This window comes from Streptomyces lushanensis (assembly GCF_001700515.1).
Lineage (GTDB): Bacteria > Actinomycetota > Actinomycetes > Streptomycetales > Streptomycetaceae > Streptomyces > Streptomyces lushanensis.
This window is the reverse complement of record NZ_MAUD01000618.1, coordinates 1-847: the sequence shown is the minus strand read 5'-3', so window position 1 is coordinate 847 and position 847 is coordinate 1. Positions and strand designations below refer to the sequence as shown.

Annotated in this window: 1 protein-coding gene and 1 pseudogene; both read right to left on the bottom strand. The window is 69.2% G+C overall.

The features are described from left to right. Nucleotides 1-261 (bottom strand): annotated as a pseudogene (locus tag BFF77_RS37530) (hypothetical protein); the annotation flags it as partial. Nucleotides 262-263: 2 nt separating this feature from the next. Next, nucleotides 264-452 (bottom strand): hypothetical protein (locus tag BFF77_RS37525; protein WP_425424461.1); only part of this gene is annotated, 189 nt, incomplete at its 3' end. Between the last annotated feature and the right edge of the window lie 395 nt (nt 453-847).

Sequence of the window (847 nt, the reverse complement as noted above, 5' to 3'; positions counted from 1 at the left end):
CGAGCTGGCCGGTGGTGAGCATTCCCTTGTAGACCAGCGTGCGCGCGGAGAGGGAGGGGAAGTAGACCCCGGCCTCGCGCTCGGCGCGCTTGCGCAGCAGGAACGCCTTGCGGTCGAGGACGATGCCCGTGCCCGGACCTCCGCCGGACTCCGTCCGGGAGGTGCCGTCCGCGACGAAGAGCTGGCGGAAGGCCGGCATCGTGGCGCGCGCGGTGGCGCCGAGCAGCTCGGGGGCGACGGGTACGGCACGCCAGCCGAGGANNGGCGCCGTCGCCGGAGTCGGGCTCGGATCCGGTGGCGCCCCGATGCTCGAGATTGCGCAGTACGGTCAGCGCCTGCTCCACCAGCGCGTGGCTGGCTACACCGGTGAGGGTGGCCACGAACCCGACACCGCAGGCGTCGTGCTCGTTACGGGGGTCGTACAAGCCCTGAGGGGCAGGGCGACCGTCCATGGGCGACCAGGCGTCGGAACGCATCGGCTCTCCCGTCGTCGTTTGTTCGGCATGGCATTCGCGATTACCGAGGGACGACGCTGGCCCTCCAAGAAATTTCGTGCAGGTTACATGATGGGCAGCTTCTCGGGAAGCGGATAGCGCATTCCAGCATGTGGACACCGCCCAAGGCGGCGAATATGGGGACCGGACGGACAGATCGCCGCCCGCCCGGGGGAGTGGATCAGGCCTCATTGCCCGCGGCGCCTACGGCTCATGCCCGGTCATTAACGACCTGAAACCGCTGGGTAACGGCTCGCTGTGTGGCGCCTCGCACAGCGTCGCACCCCGTGCCGCGGACACCCGGGGATGTACGTCACAGGGTGGGGGTTTTGTGCCCGTACCGCAAGGCCGGA